General features: G+C 64.3%; 2 protein-coding genes. One reads left to right on the top strand and one right to left on the bottom strand.

Translation table 11 applies throughout. The features are described 5' to 3' along the window. Window positions 1-282, bottom strand: a 282-nt coding sequence (infC, locus tag B4L36_RS15735; RefSeq protein ID WP_349675832.1) for a translation initiation factor IF-3, incomplete at its 3' end; no start/stop codon positions are given. A gap of 189 nt (window positions 283-471) precedes the next feature. Between infC and B4L36_RS15740 the strand changes: the two genes are divergently transcribed. Continuing rightward, the coding region (locus B4L36_RS15740) for a hypothetical protein (protein WP_292959102.1) at window positions 472-745 on the top strand (274 nt) is incomplete at its 3' end.

Raw genomic sequence — 745 nt, forward strand, 5'->3', positions numbered from 1 at the left:
CTTCTGCTTCTTGCGGGCCTCGGCCTCGCGCTTTTGCTGTTCATACTTGAACTTGCCAAGATCCATGACCTTGCAGACCGGGGGGGTCGCGTTGGGCGAGATCTCGACCAGGTCCAGACCGCTCTCTCTTGCCATGTCCAGTCCGACCGAAGGCGAGACGACGCCGACATTTTCCCCTTCGGGACCGATCAGGCGGATTTCGGCGACGCGGATGCGTTCATTGACGCGGGGGCCGGTGTCGCGGGTGGGCGGTGCGTTATGCGGTCTGCGGGCTATGGCGATGCTCCTTTTATGGCCATGCGGGTGAGTGGCGTGAAAATAGGCTTCCCGCCGGCGCGATTCAACCGGATTTGATCCGGCAAGAGGCGCAAGAAGCCGCTTTTCGTGGCAGAATGACGGGCAGCGGCGGCTTTTCGGCTTGTCGCGCCTGTGTCATAGATCGGCGACAATGACGGGAAGGACAACGGCACGATGCGCAAAGCGGCTTTCGCGATCCTGATTCTTCTGCTGGTGGCGGCCGGCTGGTGGTGGATCACCTATCTGGACGAGGGTGCGACCGGCCCGGCCATCATCGGGTCCGCCCCACCCGATGTGAGGGTTCCCGTCGCTGAGGGTGTGACAGAACCGGTCAAGCTGCCCACGGCGACCCCCGACGCCACGCCGGAGACGGCTGGCGAGACGGCCCCGATCGCCGTCCAGCCCGCAACCGGATCCGACGGGACCGAGGTCGAGATTGGCCAACAGG

Source organism: Paracoccus sp. UBA889, from assembly GCA_002294185.1.
In the GTDB taxonomy this organism is placed as follows: domain Bacteria; phylum Pseudomonadota; class Alphaproteobacteria; order Rhodobacterales; family Rhodobacteraceae; genus Paracoccus.